The 15872-nt window shown below is 72.6% G+C and carries 13 protein-coding genes; 10 read left to right on the top strand and 3 right to left on the bottom strand.

Translation table 11 applies throughout. The features are described 5' to 3' along the window. The first annotated feature begins 37 nt into the window (after window positions 1-37). The 10 genes from rosag_RS07780 (at window position 38) to rosag_RS07735 (ending at window position 13058) form a co-directional block, all read left to right on the top strand. Entirely contained in the window at window positions 38-4549 is a 4512-nt protein-coding gene (locus tag rosag_RS07780) for a coiled-coil domain-containing protein (RefSeq protein WP_284349503.1), read from the top strand. Next, window positions 4546-5511, top strand: a complete 966-nt coding sequence (locus tag rosag_RS07775) for a hypothetical protein (protein WP_284349502.1) — start codon at window positions 4546-4548, stop codon at window positions 5509-5511. Before rosag_RS07780 ends, rosag_RS07775 begins: the two co-directional genes overlap by 4 nt. A gap of 1 nt (window position 5512) precedes the next feature. Further along, window positions 5513-6184: a hypothetical protein gene (locus tag rosag_RS07770; protein WP_284349501.1), complete on the top strand. Its 672-nt coding sequence runs from the start codon at window positions 5513-5515 to the stop codon at window positions 6182-6184. A 10-nt stretch (window positions 6185-6194) separates the two neighbouring features. Beyond that, window positions 6195-7133: a baseplate hub domain-containing protein gene (locus rosag_RS07765; protein WP_284349500.1), complete on the top strand. Its 939-nt coding sequence runs from the start codon at window positions 6195-6197 to the stop codon at window positions 7131-7133. Then, complete coding sequence (locus rosag_RS07760) at window positions 7133-9382, top strand: phage tail protein (protein WP_284349499.1); 2250 nt, start codon at window positions 7133-7135, stop codon at window positions 9380-9382. The genes rosag_RS07765 and rosag_RS07760 overlap by 1 nt, the downstream gene beginning before the upstream one ends. A gap of 15 nt (window positions 9383-9397) precedes the next feature. Further along, complete coding sequence (locus rosag_RS07755) at window positions 9398-10708, top strand: discoidin domain-containing protein (protein WP_284349498.1); 1311 nt, start codon at window positions 9398-9400, stop codon at window positions 10706-10708. 145 nt (window positions 10709-10853) lie between these two features. Beyond that, window positions 10854-11321 (top strand): hypothetical protein, encoded by a 468-nt coding sequence (locus rosag_RS07750; protein ID WP_284349497.1) that lies wholly within the window; start codon window positions 10854-10856, stop codon window positions 11319-11321. Next, window positions 11318-11815, top strand: a complete 498-nt coding sequence (locus rosag_RS07745; protein ID WP_284349496.1) for a DUF1353 domain-containing protein — start codon at window positions 11318-11320, stop codon at window positions 11813-11815. The genes rosag_RS07750 and rosag_RS07745 overlap by 4 nt, the downstream gene beginning before the upstream one ends. Further along, entirely contained in the window at window positions 11806-12486 is a 681-nt protein-coding gene (locus rosag_RS07740; protein WP_284349495.1) for a glycoside hydrolase family 108 protein, read from the top strand. Before rosag_RS07745 ends, rosag_RS07740 begins: the two co-directional genes overlap by 10 nt. After that, window positions 12483-13058, top strand: coding sequence for a hypothetical protein (locus rosag_RS07735; protein WP_284349494.1), 576 nt, complete (start codon window positions 12483-12485; stop codon window positions 13056-13058). Before rosag_RS07740 ends, rosag_RS07735 begins: the two co-directional genes overlap by 4 nt. A gap of 31 nt (window positions 13059-13089) precedes the next feature. Here the strand turns inward: rosag_RS07735 and rosag_RS07730 are convergent, their stop codons facing one another. From rosag_RS07730 to rosag_RS07720, 3 genes are read right to left on the bottom strand one after another with little or no spacing between them, the layout of a single operon-like run. After that, on the bottom strand, window positions 13090-13356 hold the full coding sequence (locus rosag_RS07730) for a hypothetical protein (protein WP_284349493.1): 267 nt from the start codon (window positions 13354-13356) through the stop codon (window positions 13090-13092). Between the two features lie 36 nt (window positions 13357-13392). Next, window positions 13393-14271: a DNA adenine methylase gene (locus rosag_RS07725; protein ID WP_284349492.1), complete on the bottom strand. Its 879-nt coding sequence runs from the start codon at window positions 14269-14271 to the stop codon at window positions 13393-13395. A gap of 27 nt (window positions 14272-14298) precedes the next feature. Further along, window positions 14299-15771, bottom strand: a complete 1473-nt coding sequence (locus rosag_RS07720) for a hypothetical protein (protein ID WP_284349491.1) — start codon at window positions 15769-15771, stop codon at window positions 14299-14301. Window positions 15772-15872: the final 101 nt, after the last annotated feature.

Genomic DNA, 15872 nt, shown 5'->3' with positions numbered 1-15872 from the left:
TGAGCGCTCCCCTGCCTCCCGCCGCCCGTCCTGAGCCGTGTCCGACCAGAAGCTGACCTTCACCGTCTCAGGGCGTGACCAGGGTGCCGCGAGCACCATGGACACGGTCGCGCGCGCGAGCGGACGGGCCGAGCAGGCGTTCGACCGGGCGCAGGTCGCCGCGCAGGGGCTCACGCGCACGACCACCGCGGCCGCGCAGGCGGAGACGCAGCACGCGACCGCGACGCAGGCGGCGGCGACGGCCGCGCGCGCGAAGGCGGACGCGCTGGCGGTGGAGGCGGCGGCCGCCGAGCGCGCAGCGCAGAAGGCGGAGCAGCTCGCGGCCAAGCGGCGCGGCGAAGCGGACGCCGCGCGCCGCGCGTTCGACGAGGCGGAGCGCGCGGGCGACCCGAAGGCGATCGACTTCGAGCCGGTGATCGATCGCGCCGAGCGCGCGGTGGCCGCTGCCGAGCAGAAGGCCGAGCGGGCTCGCCGCATCGCCGTCCAGGCGCAGCAGGACGCGATCGTCGCCGAGGGACAGGCCAACGGCGCGGCTCTCGCGGCGAACGGCCTGGCCAGCGATCTCGCGCAGGGCCAGGCGCAGCGCGCGCAGGTCGCCGCGCGCGCCACGGGCGAGCTCGCGAGCAGCGCGCAGCAGGCAGCGACGGCGATCGGCGCCGAGGCGGGCGCGCTGAACACGGGCGCGTCGGCCGCGCAGGCGGCCGCGCAGGCGGCGTCCGGGCTCACCGCCGCCACGGCCGGCGTCGCGGCGCAGGCGCAGGCGACCGCGCAGGCCATCACCGCGAGCGCTCAGGCCGAGCAGCAGGCCGCTGCCGGATTCGGCGCCCTCAGCGCGGCCGCGGAGCGCACCGTGGCCGTCACCGAGGACGCGGCGGCCGCGAGCAACATGCTCGCTGGCGCGGCATCGCGCGACGCGCGCGCGACCCTTGGCGCGGCGAACGCGCGCGAGCGGGCGGCCGTAAGCACGCGGCTCGCCGCTGCGGGCGCGCGCGACCAGGCCGGCGCGACCGACCGGAGCACGCGCGCGACGTCGGTGCTGGGCCGCGCGGCCGCCGCCGCCGCGCCGCTCGTCGATCGACTCCGCTCCGCGCTGCGCGGGGTGCGCGACGGCGCCGACGAGGTGCCGGCGCCGATGCAGCGCGCGGCGGGCTCCTTCGACCTGCTCTCGCGCCGGGTCGTGACGCTCGTTGCCGGCGTCGTGGGCCTCACCGCGGCGCTGCGGTTCGTGGGCACGGGCATCGGCTTCAACGAGCAGATCGAGTCGTCGACGTTCGGCATCGCGACGCTGATCACCGCGCAGGCGAAGCTGACCGACGCCAACCGGCAGCAGCTGACCGGCGTCCAGGCGCTCGACACGGCGTACGGCCTGGCGGAGCGCCAGGTGACCGCGCTGCGCATCGCCGGCCTGAAGACGGCTGCGGAGACGCCGCAGCTGCTGGAGGCCTTCCAGCAGGCGACCGGCGCCGGCCTCTCGGCGGGGCTCAACCTCGACGAGATCCGGCAGGTCACGGTCGGCATCACGCAGGCGGCCGGCGCGCTCGGCGTGCCGATGGTGCAGCTCAACCAGGAGGTGCGCAGCATCCTGGACGGCACCATCGACATCAACTCGCGTGTCGCCAAGAGCCTCGGGATCACGAACGAGCAGGTGAAGGCGGAGCGGGAGCGCGGCACCCTCGCGCAGTTCCTGGTGAAGCGTCTCGAGGCGTTCAACGTCGCCTCGGAGCGCTCCAACAGCCTGCTGGTGACGCAGCGCTCGAACCTGCAGGAGATGCTCGGCGTCTTCGCCGGCGAGGCGACTAAGCCGCTGTTCGATTCGTTCAAGCGGGCGGCGAACGCAGCCCTGCAGGACGCCTTCGACGTCGACGCGGCGACCATCGGGCCGAAGTTCGCGCCGCTGATCGCGCTCGCGCAGTCCGTGTTTGGCACCATCGGCACGCTCATCGAGCGCGCCATCAGCGGCAGCGTCGCCGGCGCGCAGGCGCTCGGGGCCTACTTCCGCGAGCACCGCGTCGAGCTGGTGGCGATCGCGAGCGCCGCCGGCGACGTGCTGCGGGCGGTCGCGCTCATCATCGTCGACGTCGTGAAGTTCGGCGCGGCGATCGCGCGGGTGCTGGTCGACAGCGGGCTCCTCGCGGGCGTGCTGCGTACCGTCGCGCAGGCGATCACCGTCGCCTGGCAGACGGCGAAGGTGCTGACCGCCGTTCTCGCCGGGCTCGCGCTCGTGCTCTCGCCGATCCTCGTGCCGCTGGCCGCCGTGGCGGTCGCCGGCGCCGCGGCGGCCGCGCCGCTGACGGCGCTGGCCGTGGTGATCGCCGGTGTGGCCGTCGCGGTGAACACGATCGCGGCGGCCCAGGAGCGTGCCCGGAAGCGCCAGCAGGAGCTGAATGACGCCCAGGCGCAGGCGATCACGCAGGCGCCGGCGCTCATCGCGGAGTACGCCCGCCTCGGCAAGCAGATCGAAGACGGCGCCCTGAAGGGCGACGAGCTCGATCGCGCGTCGAAGCGCCTGAAGGAGATCAAGGCGAAGCTGATCGAGCTCTCGCCGGAGTACCGGAAGGCGCTCGAGGACGAGACGAAGTCGCTGCGCGAGCAGGCCGCCGAGGCCGGGCGCGTCCGCGAGGAGCTGCGGAAGAACGCGCAGGAGAAGGTGCGCGTGGCCGCGGCCGAGCTGGCGTCGCTCGAGGCGCAGCGCCAGAGCCTCCTGGAAGCGCAGAAGGCCGCGCGCGGTAACGATCTCGGCGGGATCTCGACGGCGCTCGCAGCCCTCGAGCGGAAGGTCGGCACCGCGCGCGCTGCGCTGGACGGCCTGCGTCAGGCGTTCGGCGACATCGCGGGCGCGGACCCCGTGCGTCTGGCGCCCGTCGTCGTCACGACGCCAGATACCGTCAACGTCACGCCCACCGGCACCCCGGGGAACGTGGGCGCGAAGGCGAAGAACGATGCCGCGCAGATCGCGGCCGCCGAGGTGGCGGCCGCCGAGTCGTCGTTCAAGACGCAGAAGGCCATCCTCGACGAGAAGCTCGAGACCTTCCGCCTGAGCTACGCGCGCTACTTCGCGGACCTCGAGACGGCGTACCGGGAGAGCAACGCGCGCCAGCGCCAGGCGCTCATCACCCTGCTGGCGGTCACCACCGACGACGGCGAGCGCGCGAAGATCCTCGGGCAGCTGCAGCAGTTCGAGGACGAGCGGATCCGCGTCGCCGAGGAGTCCGTCGAGCGCCGGCGCGAGCTGGAGCTGGGGCTCGCGCGCCAGGTGCAGGACGCGCAGGTGCAGCTGCTGCAGGCCGAGGGGAACGTCGTCCAGGCGCGCACCGCGGAGCTCGAGCGCCAGTTCGGGGACCTGATCCGTCGCCTGGAGGCCGAGGGCAATGCGGTCGGGCTGCGGATCGTGCGCGCGCTCTTCAACGCGGAGCGGACGAAGGTCGAGCTGGCCCAGGTGGGCGAGGCCGTCGAGCGCACGCAGGGCGACCTGCAGCGGCGCCTCGAGGCGATCGACGCGCGGCGCGAGAGCGGCGCGCTGTCGGCGCTCGGCGCGCAGCGGGAGACCGTCGCGGCCTACCAGGCCACGCGCGCGGAGCTGGAGAAGACGCGGCAGGCGTGGGAGGGCTGGGCGCTGTCGATGGCCGATCCGGCCGCCCTCGACTTCGTGCAGCAGCTCGGCGACGACATCGCGGAGATCGACCGCGAGGTCACGAATCTCTCGTTCTCATGGAAGCGGCTGGGCTCCGACATCGCCGACACGGCGCAGGCGCGGCTCGGCGAGTTCCTCGGCACGGCGATCACCAACGTCGAGGACCTCGACGACGCCGTGCGCTCGCTCCTGCAGGGCGTGGTCGCCGACGCGCAGCGCATGGTGGGCGACCTGCTGTCGGCGGAGATCTTCGAGAAGCTGCGCGGGCTGTTCGGCGGCGCGGGGCAGGCCGCGGCCGCGGCGCAGACGACCGCGTCGGCCACCGCGCTCGGCGCCGCAGGGGCCGCGGTGACCACCAGCGCGACGGCGACGGGCGTGGCAGCGGCGTCGCTGAGTGCTTCTGGCGGCATCCTCCTCACGGCGGCCGGTGCGCTGCAGGCGGCCGCTGCGGCGCTCGCGGTGGCGAACGCAGCGGGCGGCATCCCCGGCTTCGCCGGCGGCGGCTACGTCTCAGGCCCGGGCACGAGCACCTCCGACTCGATTCTCGCGCGCCTCTCCGATGGCGAGTTCGTGATCCGCGCGGCTGCGGTGCGCCGCGTGGGCATCGGGTACCTGCAGGAGATCAACCGCCTGGGCGGGACCGCGCCGCGTCGTGTGGTGCCGACGACGGGCGTCCGCGGCTACACGCCCGGCTTCGCCGAGGGCGGTCTCGTGCGCGTCCCGCGCGCCGGTGGTGGCGGCGACTCCGGCGCGTCCGCGCAGCGCGTCGACGTCAGCGGCGGCGTGACGGTCGAAGTCGCGCCGGCCCCCGGCGCCGTGCTCACCGCCATGCGCAGCCGCGAGGGCCGCGACGCACAGAAGCAGGTGTGGCGCGAGGAGCGCGACACGCTGCGCGCGATCATCGGGGTGCAGGGATGACGCCCCCGCTCCTCGCGATCCCGCACGACTGGGTGCGCCACGTCCAGCACGTGCGCACCTGGCCGACCGACGTGCTGCCGACGCGCAACGGCCGCGAGCAGCGGCTCGCGCGCAGCGTGCGACCGCGCGAGACGCTGCGCTACCTGCTGACCCTCGAGACCGTCGAGGAGGGCGCGGCCGTCTTCGGCGCGCACGTCCAGGCGGCTCACGCCGCGAGCGCGCCGCTCCGCCGCCAGGTGCGCGTGCCGCGCTGGGAGGACGCGACGCTGCTGGTCGTCGACGCCGAATCCGGCGCCGACCAACTCGTGCTGTGGGCGGGCCCGGGGGACAACGCGACGCATCGGCGGTTCGCCAACGGCGGCGCGGTGGCGCTCTGGCGCCCGGGCCACCCGGTGGGCGTCGCGACGCTCGCCGCGGCGGATGCCATCACGGCGGACACGCTGACGCTCGCAGAGGGGCTCGCGGAGCCGTGGGCGGCGGGCACTCGGGTCGCGCCGCTCGCCACCGGCCGCGTCGCGTCGGACGTCGCGTGGGAGCGCATCACCGGCACCGTCGGCCAGGTGGCCCTCGAGGTCGTGCTCGACGATGACGTGGCCGGTCTCACCGCGGCAGTCGAGGGCGCGCCCGGGAGCGCGCAGCTCCCGACGATCGTGTCGCTGGCGCTCACGAATGAGGATGGCGGCAACGTCGCGATCGATCCGGGCGGGGCACAGCGGCGGCTGCTCGTCACCGCGCGCGACGCCCTCGGCGCGCTCGTGCCCGTGCCCAACTCGCTCGTCTGGTCGCTCGGCTCGCCGACCGTGCTCACGCTCCGCGTGCCCGACGCCTCCCCGGCCGCGCCGCTCGTCGGGGGGCCGGTCGCCTACCTGGGCTTCGAGCCGGGTGCCGGCGGCTCGCCGCGCGTCGACGTCGAGGACCCGGTGACCGGGCTCTCGGCGTTCTACGTCGTGATCGGGGGCTGACGTGGCCGCGCCGATCGTCTACCGGGGCGGCTACGAGGTGCTGGCGATCGCGCCCGTGCGCATCAACGGCGCGACGCGCGCGGAGCGCCTCGCACTGCCTGGCGCCGAGACGACGGGTCCGAGCGGCGTCGCGGTGCCCGACGTCGCGCCGCTGCCGGCGAGCGAGGCACGTGCGCTGACCTGGGTGTGCGAGTCGCGCGCGGCGCTCGCGGAGCTTGAGGCGTTCCTCGCGCGGTGCGCCGGCCGGCGCACGCCGTTCTGGTTGCCTAGCTACCGGCACGACTGGACGGTCACGGGGCTCGACGGTGGCCTCGTCGTCCGACGTGGGCCGCAGGCCGGCTACGCCGACGCGTTCCCGTCCCTCGTCGCCGCGCATCAGAGCGCGGCCGACTACGCGCTCATGACCACCGCGGCGGGCCGCTGGCGGACGGCGCGCATTGTCGGCGCCATCGACCAGGGCGACGGCACCGACCTGCTGACGCTCGACGGAGTGGCGGGCGACGTGGCGAGCGTCGGCGGCGCGCCGACGTTCGCGCTGACCGCACAGGGCGCCGGCTACTCGCGCCTGTGCCTCGCCCGCCTGGCCGACGACGTCGTGACGATCGACTTCCACACCGGCGCCGTCGCGACGGTCGCCCTCACGGCCGTGACCCTCCCCGGCGAGACCCCGTAGCCCCGTCCAGATGGGATTCCTCGAGACCGAAGCCGCCAACGGCGTGCGCGTGGCCGAGTGCGTGACGTTCACGCGCGGCAGCGGCGCGACTGCGCGAGCGTGGCGCTACACGACGGCCGACCAGGACGTCACCGTCGACGGCGTGACGTTCCGCGCCGCCGTGTGGACGCGCGACGCAATCCGCCGCACGCGGGAGACGGGCAAGTCGACCGTCACGATCACCTGCGCCCACGCGACGCAGATGGTGACCGACTGGCTCGCCGCGGCCGTGGGGCCGGGCGCGGAGCCGGACGCGGTGCGCGAAGGGGCCCCCGTGACGGCCGTGCGCATCCTACGCGTCCACCTCTCGGACGCCGGCGTCGTGATCGACCGTGCCGCGGTGTTTCAGGGCATGGTCGCCGGGCTCCAGACCGACGGCACGACGGCGACGATCCCGTGCGACGGGCTGCAGGCGCTGTTCGCGCGCCAGCTGCCGCGCCTCGCGATCCAGAAGACGTGCCCGTGGGCGTTCGGCGACCTGCGCTGCGGCGTGGATCCGCTGTCGATGGCCGTCGCGGCGACTGTCGACGCGCTCGGCACCGCGGAGCAGGCGGCGGACGGAGGCGCGCGCGCGACGCTGACGCTCGACCTGGATGCGCTGCCCACCCGCCCGAGCGGCGAGGGCACGGCGGACGACACGACCTACTGGGATGGGGGCGCGTTGCACTTCGCGGTCGATGGCGTGCCGACCCGCACCTACATCGAGCGCGCGGACGTGAGCGACTTCCCGACCGTGACGCTGACGCTCTACGCCGCGCTGCCGGCCGCGCTGGTGGGCACGACGGTGCACCTCACGGCGGGCTGCGACAAGACGTTCGCGAGCTGCCTGCATCGCTTCGCGAACACGCGGCGCTTCGGCGGCTACCCGTTCTTGCCCGAGCGCAATCCGCTGATCGAGGGCGCCTACTGATGCCCGCGTTCCTCGTCGCGTTCGCGGTCAACGTCAGCCTCGCGCTACTCTCGTCGTCGCTCCAGAGCCTGACGCGCCGCGATCCGAAGGCGCCGACGCCGGAGAAGCCGCGCGTACAGTCTGGCGACCCGCTGCCGCTGATCTTCGGCACGGTCAAGATGCCGTGCCGCGTCGTCGACTGGTGGGGCGCCCACCAGGAAGACGTCAACGAGGGCCAGCGGGCCTTTCTGAATCTCGTTGGGAGACAAGCCACCAAGGCGCACCGCTACAAGGTGTCGATGGTGACGGTGCTCGGGTACGGGACGATCCACGCCGTCTCCGACCTCATCGTCGACGGCAAGTCGGTCGCGGCCGTCGGGACGCGACGCGTGCTCTCCGAGTTCGATCCCGCGGACGGCCGTATCGAGTACGCGACGGTGCCGGCGCTCCAGGGCGGCATTGGCGGGGGCGGCGTCGGCACCCTCACGCTCACCGCGCCCAACATGCTGGGCGGCACCGACGGCAACGGCGGCGTGCAGGGGACGGTGCACATCCGCGGCGGCCGCGGCGGCGCGAGTCCGGTGCCGTACTACGACACGCGCTACGCCGGCGCGACCGACACGACGCTCGCGCCCGACTGGCGGCACTTCGCGTATCTGGTGTTCGAGGATACGTGGCTCGGCAACAGCCCCGTGCTCCCGTCGCTGCACGCGGTCGTCTCGCGCTGGCCGGGCACGATCGGCGAAGGCGACAACGGCGACGCGGGCATCGGCGGCATCCTCGCGGAGCTGATCTCGGACCCGCACCGCGGCTGCGGCTACCCGCGGTCGGAGCTCGGCAGCTCGTTCGGCCTGCCGACGACCGCGTGGGGCTACGGACTCTCGTTCACGGTCGAGGCGCACACGCCGGCCGAGACGGTGCTGCGCGACGTGCTGCGCGCCGCCGACGCGGTGCTGTACACCGACCCGGTGACAGGACTGCTCGAGGTGTGCGCGCACCGCGGGCCGGGCTTCGGCGGCTTCCAGTGGGGCACGCTCGCGGGCCTGCTCGACCTCAACCCGTCGAACACGCTCGCGTGCGAGTGGACCGCGCCCGAGCCGGCGAGCCGCTTCAACCAGGTGCGGCTCGCGTACGTGGATCGCGCGCAGGGCTTCACGCGGCAGGTGGTGACGGCGACGCACGGGCCGCGCGTAGCGGCTGACGGGGAGATCATCGCGATCGACATCGACATGCCGATGATCGGCCGCGAGGCGGTCGCGCGCCGCGTCGCCGAGCGCGAGCTGCGCGCGCAGGTGCTGCCGCTCGGCAAGGCGACGCTCAAGTGCACGCGCGCCGCCGCGGGGCTTCGCCCTGGCAGCGTGTTCCGCCTCAACCGCCCGGAGCTGCAGCTCACCGACGTTGTGATGCGCGTGCTCGACGTGGACTTGGGCGCGCCGGGCGACGAGCATGTGGTCGTCGACGCCATCCAGGACCACTACGCGCTCGGCGTCAGCGGGATCACAACTGCGGTGACGGAGCGCTCGCCGTCCCCGACGCCGGCCGCAGGGGTCGAGACGCCGATCGTGAACGAGTACACGTCGCAGACCGCGACCGTCGGCACGCTCACGCTCTCGGTGCAGGATCCGCAGGAGCGCGTGACGGCGGTCGAGGTGGCGACGCAGTCCGGGCGCGGCGCGGTGTCGGCGTGGATGGACGCGACGGCCATCACGGGCTCGCGCTACACCGGCATCGTGACGCTCGACCCGCTCAACGCGAGCCGCATCGCGTGGCGCGTCACCTACACCGCGCCGGGCAGTGGCGGCGCGGATGAGGAGCGCGTGATCGAGGGCGTGGTCGCGTTCGACCCCGCGCAGTCGCTCCCCGCTCCCGCGCTCTCGTACGCGTGGACGGGCGCCGATTCGGTGCTCGTCACCGCCGAGATGCCGAGCGGCGTCACGCTCGCGGGCGTGCGGCTCGTCGCCGACGACACCGATCCGCCGACGGCGGGCGAGGTCGCGGCGGCGGCACTCGACGCGGCCGCGCCGTACGCGCTCGCAGTCACCGGCATCGGCACCGGCGAGTCGGTTTACGTCGCGGCGCGCGCGGAGACGAGCGGCGGCGCCGTGACGTCGCCGCTCGCGCGTCTCACGATCACGCGCCCAGGCGTCAGCGGATCCGAGGGCAGCGGTGCGCTCGCGTTCGTGACCTACCGTGGCCCCAACCTCGACGACCCGCCCGAGATCGTGTACGACCGCGCGACGGGCGAACCGATCCTCTACCGCGAGCTCTGAGGCTCGCCTCTCCGCATGCCATTCCTCGATCAGGTCTCTGGGCTCGGCGCCCTCACGCCGGTCATTCTCAAGTCGGCCGACGATCCGGGTGCCATCGGCGCCGGGAAGCTGTGGGACAACGGCACGAAGGTGCAGCGCCGGAACGACGCGAACACCGGCTGGGAGCAGCTCACCGTCGCCCAGGCGCTCGCGGTCGCGTGGGCGGGCGTCAGCGGCAAGCCTACGACGCTCGCCGGATTCGGCATCACCGACGCCATCCCGGCGGGTGAGAAGGGGTCGGCGAGCGGCGTCGCGACGCTCGACTCGGGCGGCAAGATCCCGACGGCGCAGCTGCCCAACCTGGCGATCACCGACACCTTCACGCCGGCGAACCTGGCGGCGCGCCTCGCGCTCGCCGCGCAGCGTGGCGACGTCGCCAATCAGCTCGACACCGGCGTCTGGTACATCCTCGCGACCGACGATCCGACCGTCGACGCGAACTGGAAGCCGATCACGACGCCGAGCGGCGCGCCGAGCGGCAGCGCGGGCGGCGACCTGGCGGGCACGTACCCGAACCCGGCGCTCGCGGCGGTGGCTGGCCTCACTCCCGGCACCTACACGAACCCCAACATCACTGTCGACACGAAGGGGCGCGTCACCAACATCGAGGACGGGACCCCCGGCGGCGACACGAGCGCGCTGGAGGCGCGTATCGAGGACACCGAGGCGGAACTCGGACTGACCGTCGGCAACGGCTACGGGCTGCACAAGTGGTGGCGCGTGTACGTGACCGCGGGGCAGGGCGGCGACGGCTTCCACCTGCGCGAGGTGCGATTCCTCGACGCGCCGGGGGGCGCGGCGCTGTCGCTGGCGGGCGGCACGCCGTTCGCCAGCCACGGCGGCGAGGCCGCCCTGTTCGACGGGAACCTCGGGGGCGCCTATTTCGAGGCGGCTGGGCTGCCGGACTGGGTTGGCTACCAGTTCGCGACGCCGGTGAACGTCGGCTCGCTGCAGCTGCAGCCCGGCCCGTTCAACAACTACGGCCCCGGCACGTTCAAGCTCCAGTACAGCGACGACGGGATCACGTACACGGACGCCGAAGGCTGGGCGTACACCGGCGTGACGTGGCCGACGCAGGACCTGCGCGAATTCGCGCCACCGGCGACGCAGACGCTGAAGCAGCGCGTGCAGGCGTTGGAGGCGGGCAACGGGACGCCGGTGCGGCGCACGGCGCCGGCGAGCGCCACGGACGCCGGCACGCCCGGACAGATCGCGCTGGACGGCAGCTACGTCTACATCTGCACGGCGGTGAACACATGGAAGCGAGCCGCCATCGCCACGTGGTGACGCCCCAGCCCCGGCTCGCGTCGATCGACTGACCTGCACGCCCGGGCCGCACGCCCGCTGACAACTTCTCGCCGCTCTCCCGCGGCTCTGCCTCGATCGCTGAGGCGGAGCCGCGTTTCGTGCTTCCCCCTCTCCTGCCCCGGCCATGGCCGACGCGTCTCCCCACCGCGAGCACCACGACGCGGATCCGCCGCTCCACCTCGAGAAGCGCTCCGGCAGCGATCGCCGGCGCCCCGCGATCTCGCGAGATGCCGACGGCTACCACATTAGCACGCGCGCGCTGGCGGCGATCGTCGCCGTCGTCACGGCCGTCTCCGCGCTCTGGGTCCCGCTGAAGGCCGTGTGGAAGATCACCGAGCTGCCGCGCGCCTTCGAGCAGCTCAGCGGCACCCTCGGTCGCGTGGACTCCACGCTCATTCGGTTCGGCACCCGTTTCGACGTCATGGAGCGCGACGTCACGGACCTAAAGCAGCTCGCGCCGCGCGTCCAGCAGCTGGAGACGCGGGCGGCCGGCTACGACGCGGCGAAGAGCGCGGCGGACGCGCTCCACGAGCGCGAGGAGCGCCGCCTCACCGCGCTCGAGCAGGAACGCCGACGCGGCGGCGGCTCGTGATCGCGCAGCCCGAACTGCGGCGCGTCGCTGGCGAGGCAACACTCCGCGAGCTGCTCGCCGACTACGACTGCTACGACCGGCGCCGCGGCGTCCGCATCGTGGTGCCCGCGGGCTTCCGGCTCGACGGGCCGTCAGTGCCGCGGCTCGCGGCGCCGCTGGTGACGCGCGAGGACCTGAAGGACGCCGCGCCCACCGTGCACGACTGGTTCTACGCGCGGGGCGGCGAGATCGACGAGGAGATCGCCGGCGGCCACGTGCTGCAGCACAGCTACAGCCGCGCGGAGGCCGACCTCCTGTTCCTCGTGCTGCTGCTGCTCGACGACGTCGTGCCGTGGCGCGCGTGGATCTCCTACGTCGCCGTGCGGCTGCGCGGCGCCTCGCACTGGCGCGGCGACGGCGTGCGCGTCCAGCGCGCGATGCGCCGCGGCTGGACGCCCGGCCTGCAGCGTACCGCGCTCTGCGCGACGCCCCTCCTGGAGGACGCATGTCCCTGATCTCTGCTGCCGCGATGACCGCGGCGTTCGATGCCGCGGTGTCCGTCGTGTTCGGCCACGAGGGCGGCTTTGCACTCCATGCCGACGACCCCGGCGGCGCGACGAAGTTCGGGATCACGCAGGCGACGCTCGCCGCGTGGCGGAAGCGCCCGGTCACCGTCGACGACGTCCGCAGCCTGTCGCGCCTCGAGGCGAAGCGCATCTACCGCGCGCGCTACTGGCGCGGCACCGGGGCCGAGCTCTGTGCCGAATTCGGCCGGCCCCGCCTCGCGCTGCAGCAGCTCGACTGGGCCGTCAACGGCGGCCCGAAGGCGCGCTGGTACCTGCAGGCCGCGTTGAACGCCGTCGCCGACGTGGGCGCGCGGCCGCTGGTCGTCGATGGGATCCATGGCCCCGCGACGCGCGCCGCGCTGCAGGCGCTCGACGAGCCCGACGAGCTGGCGGCGTGCGACGCCTACGGACGCTACCGGTGGGCGCACCACCGGATCCGCGCGGCGGTCGGCACGGCGGCCGACGTCGCGCTGCTCGACGAGGCGCGCATCCCCCAGCGGCTGCGCCCGCGTCCCAACCCCGACGTCCGCCGCTGGCTCGACGTCTGGGGCAACCGGCTGCACGAGAACGCGATCGCGTGCGGCCTCTCGCCGTTCCCCCTCAAGCCCTACGACTCGTGATCTCCCGTACCCTCCGCGTCGCGGCCGCGCTGCTGACGCTCGCCACGCTGTGTGTCCTGCTGCTCCCGTTCGCCGCGCACGCGCAGGTGACCGTCGTCGCGCCCACCGCCGCCGACACGCTCCCGCCCCTGCGCCAGCTGCCCACGTGGGCGAAGGGCAACCTCTGCCCGCAGGTCCGCGACACCTCGCTGCGCGGCTTCACCTCGACGACGGGCATGGGCTTCCGGCCCGTGACCGACAGCGGCGCGAGCGTCCCCGCCGTACGCCGCGAGTCGTGGGCGTGGATGCAGAGCGGCGATCGCCTGCTGCGCGCCTGGATCACCGTGCGCGCGTACCCGAAGACGCCGGGCATCGCGCCCACCATCTACTGCCTCGGCTACGCGCAGCGCGTCTACGCGTCGACGGGGAAGCTCGCCGGCGTGGTCGCCTGGCGGTGGTACGCGCCGAGCCTGCGGAGCGGCGCGGTCGGCGAGTACGTCGAGGCCTGGACGCTGCCCGCGACGCACGCGGAGCGCTACCGGTTCGAGATCCTCAGCGGGTTCGCACGCTACGGCGCCATCCCGGTGCACTGAGCAGCACCTCGCCGCGCAGAACGGCCCTCGGTCACGCGACCGGGGGCCGTTCTGCGTAGCGGGCGCCGAAGTTCGTGCGCGCCCAAGTCGCCCGCGCGTCGGCGATCGCCGCGCGCACTCGGTGCATCGGGTAATGCCTGACGCCCCCGATGCCGGCCACGAAGACGGCACCGTCGTCGTCGATGCGCAGCGTGTCCTGCTCGGCCGAGGCGAGAAACGCGAGGTCCTCGTCGCTGAGCGGGATCCCGTCGGCGTCCTGCGCGACGTGGCGCAGCTGCTCGACGTCAGCCGCGTTCAACGCTCGCGGCATAGGCCAGCGCCGCCCCCAGGCTGATTAGAGCGTTGCCAGTGCCTCGTCGATGTACGAGAGGCGCGACGTGTCGGGCAACTCAAGATCGTCGGAGAACACGAAGACCTCCGTTCCCTGATACGACTCGATCGCGCTGTACTGCAGCGAGTACGTGAACTGCCGCCGGTCCCGGTAGAGGTCGAGGATCGTCGGGTGGCCGTCGTACGAGACAAGCCATGGTCGCTGCAGCTTCTGCTGAATCGTCGATGCAAGCCGTCCGTGATCCTCAGGCTCGTACGTGTTTAGGTAGAGCCGTTCCGCGCGCTGAAAGTACGGCGGGTCGCAGTATACCAGCGTGGACTCGGGCAGTTTCGGAACGCGCGTCGTCATGAACTTCTCGGCGTCCATGTTGCTGACCGAGATCTGCCGTCGCTTGTTGGCGATCAGCTGAATGCGCGTGATCAGCTCCGTCCGCGGAAACCGAGCGTCGATGCGCCACTTGCCCACCTGTTCCTTGCCGCCGATCACACCGGCAGTCAAGACGCCAGACCGGTTGCAGCGGTTCAGAAAGAAGGTGCTGAACCCGAGCTCGAGGAGATCGTGGTCATCGGGATGGCGGACCACTTCGCGGTGCCGCCGCCACGCCTCCAGGGTGAGGGAGACGCGGGAGATCTTCCGGCAGAACTCCTCGGTCTGGTCGAGGATCGATTTCCAGAAGGCGTAGATGTGGCGCGACGAGTCGTTCAGGTAGACACGGCTCACCTTCCGGTCCATCAACAGCTCCATGGCGACCCCGGCTCCGCCCGCGTACGGCTCGGCGTAGGCCCAGCCGTCGGCATCGTTGGCCTCCAAGATCTCGGCGATGAACGGCGCGAGGCGTTGCTTGCCGCCGGGATAGCGAAGCGGGGTGCGATAGCGAGGCATATCAGCGGCGAGGGGAAGGTCGCATGGTCACTCGTTCATCGCCTGCAACAGCGGGAAGACGTTGAAGAAGCGCGACGCGGCCTCGCGCGGCGTCACCGTGAACGTCGGATGATGCACAAGCTGGTTCATCGAGGTGACAGAGAGCAAGCTCTCCGGAGTAGCCAGCTCCGTGAGGGCGCCGTGCAGACGCTTCTGCACTGCCTGGTTCTTCTTACCGTTCGGCAGCTTGATCATGTGCTCCGCCACGTCGCGCAGCACCTCGACCAGCTTGCGATCATTCCCCTGTGCATCGACGGCCTTCGGCCCGTTCGGATCGGGATGGTCCGCACAGTAGGCCTTCGCGGAGATCTCGAACATGCTACGCAGCACGAAGAGGAACGCGTGCGGCGTGCGCGTGATGTTCATGCGCTCGATCTCGCCCTTCAACGTCACGACCTTCTCACGATTGGTGCCCTTCGGGACGAACGCCTTCATCGCGCTCACCACGGCGCGCGGATCACTGGTGGACGAGGCGGCGGGCTTGCCGTTGTCCGTCTCTTCGTCACTGCCGGCCTCCTTGCCGCGGTCCTGGCCCGTGCCCTTCGCGCCTGCGCCGGTCGATCCATCGCCCCGATCCCCCTTCTGACTCGCACTGTCGCCGCCTCCCGCCGTACCGCCTGCGCGCGCGCTCCCTCCCGACTCCTGCGTTTTCTCCTCGAGCGCCGGCAGTCCGTACTTGATGCCGTAGTCCTCACGGGTGCTGCGGAGCTGCTCGTAGCCGAGCTCCTTCGAACCGATGTCGAAGATGATCGCCTCGAGAGAGGCACGGTGCTTGGCGTTCTTCAGGTTCGGGTACGCCGTTGCGAGCGCCCGCGCAGAACCGAGGCCCAAGCGCGGCGCGGTCCGCTTCATCGCTTCTTCCAGGACTGTCAGCGGGAAGATCGCCGCCCACGCAGACCGCAGGTGCATGGGCAGGTTCTTCGCGCTGGCGAGGTACTGTTCGAGGAGGTCGAGCGCCGGCTCGCTGGCGCCAGCCTCGTCCCGGTTGTGGCGGGCACGTGCCACGGCGTTCCACTGGTCGCGGCCCGCCTTCTCTCCCTTACCATGCGCGAGGCGAACGATGCGGTCCACCTTCTTCGCGTCGCGTGGCGGAAAGACCGCGCAGGGCACACGGTCATTGTCGCGGAGCCACTCCTCGGACAGGGCCGCGATGGCGTCGACGATGTGCTCTGGGACGTTCAGCTTCTTGGCGGAAAGCTGCCCCTGAATGAGCTTGAGCGCGGCGACGCGGCGATTCCCTTCGCGCACGACGAGCGACCCATCGTCCTGGCTGAGAACGATGATGTTCTCCGTTTGCAGGTAGCCGTCGTCTAGAATGCTCTCGACGAGTGCCCAGAACCGATCCGGGCTGGTGCTGATCATCGCCTCGACCGCGGCGAGCTGCGAGCGCTGGCGTGGGGTGCGAAAGTTCGCCTGGTCGAGTAGAAGCTCAGCGACGGCGACGGACTTGAGTTGGGCCATTGGCTGGACTGGCGAGTCGGTGCGGGCGATCCATCCTCAGCTCGTCGTCGAGCCTAGCGATGCGGGTCGGGCGGCATTCTGGCCATGGTCGTGCTTCGCAT

It is taken from the genome of Roseisolibacter agri (assembly GCF_030159095.1).
Taxonomy (GTDB): domain Bacteria; phylum Gemmatimonadota; class Gemmatimonadetes; order Gemmatimonadales; family Gemmatimonadaceae; genus Roseisolibacter; species Roseisolibacter agri.
This window is presented reverse-complemented; position numbering and strand designations above follow the sequence as displayed.

Excerpts from the sequence above, each read along its gene's own strand:
- rosag_RS07775 (WP_284349502.1), top strand. The coding sequence starts at position 4,546 with ATGACGCCCCCGCTCCTCGCGATCCCGCACGACTGGGTGCGCCACGTC.
- rosag_RS07765 (WP_284349500.1), top strand. The coding sequence starts at position 6,195 with ATGGGATTCCTCGAGACCGAAGCCGCCAACGGCGTGCGCGTGGCCGAG.
- rosag_RS07760 (WP_284349499.1), top strand. The coding sequence starts at position 7,133 with ATGCCCGCGTTCCTCGTCGCGTTCGCGGTCAACGTCAGCCTCGCGCTA.
- rosag_RS07755 (WP_284349498.1), top strand. The coding sequence starts at position 9,398 with ATGCCATTCCTCGATCAGGTCTCTGGGCTCGGCGCCCTCACGCCGGTC.
- rosag_RS07750 (WP_284349497.1), top strand. The coding sequence starts at position 10,854 with ATGGCCGACGCGTCTCCCCACCGCGAGCACCACGACGCGGATCCGCCG.
- rosag_RS07740 (WP_284349495.1), top strand. The coding sequence starts at position 11,806 with ATGTCCCTGATCTCTGCTGCCGCGATGACCGCGGCGTTCGATGCCGCG.
- rosag_RS07725 (WP_284349492.1), bottom strand. The coding sequence starts at position 14,271 with ATGCCTCGCTATCGCACCCCGCTTCGCTATCCCGGCGGCAAGCAACGC.
- rosag_RS07720 (WP_284349491.1), bottom strand. The coding sequence starts at position 15,771 with ATGGCCCAACTCAAGTCCGTCGCCGTCGCTGAGCTTCTACTCGACCAG.